The sequence below is a fragment of the Agrobacterium sp. MS2 genome (assembly GCF_003261015.1).
In the GTDB taxonomy this organism is placed as follows: Bacteria; Pseudomonadota; Alphaproteobacteria; order Rhizobiales; family Rhizobiaceae; genus Agrobacterium; species Agrobacterium pusense.
In genome coordinates this window covers 10,819-11,512 of sequence record NZ_QLNF01000107.1, presented here as the reverse complement: position 1 = coordinate 11,512, position 694 = coordinate 10,819, and the positions used below count along the sequence as shown (strand labels likewise).

General features: G+C 60.2%; 1 protein-coding gene. It reads right to left on the bottom strand.

The genetic code is table 11. The annotated features are described in order from the left end of the window. On the bottom strand, window positions 1–632 hold a 632-nt coding region (locus DOU54_RS27070), incomplete at its 3' end, for an Ldh family oxidoreductase (protein ID WP_193603479.1). Window positions 633–694: the final 62 nt, after the last annotated feature.

Sequence of the window (694 nt, the reverse complement as noted above, 5' to 3'; positions counted from 1 at the left end):
ACGCCGGACCTGTCGGCGGCGACGCCGCCAGGAAGCTCCTTGCCGAGCGAGCGATAGAGAAGAACCCGGTTCATTGGAATAGATGATGTTGCCATGTCCAAAAGCCATGGCTTCTGTCCCGCGAGCGGTGCAGCAAAGGCCAGCGGGTTTGTACCATGGAAGGCCGTGGCTCCCCCGAAGAGCGGAACCATAGAGTCGGTATTGGTCGTTGCAAAGCTGATGAAGCCTTGCTCTGCGCCGGCCAGCGCGTAGGCGCCCGCGGCCCCCAGGTGGGAAGAGCGACGTACGCCGACGCCGGCCATGCCCGTTTCTCGCGCCAGGTCGCAGGCAAGTTCCATTGCACGGTAAGCTGCGTAATGGCCAAGGCCATCATCCCCATCAACCGTGGCGGAGGAGGGGCCCTTCTGCTCGATCGTCAACTGCGGCTTTTTGTTGAGCCGGCCTCCCTTCAACATCTGGCAGTAGTGCTGGGTTAGCCGCACGCCATGGCTGTCAACACCGACACGCGAGGCGTGCATCATGGCGCGCGTCGCCGCTTGAAGGGACGGTTCGCTGGTGCCCAACCGTCGGAAGGCTGCAATCACGTATTGCTCCAGAACATCCTCAGCTACATGAATAGTCTCATTGGCCATAATTGATCACTTCTATTGATTGGAGGCTGTTGTGTGGCGGAAAGATTTGTCGGCTACGGGGT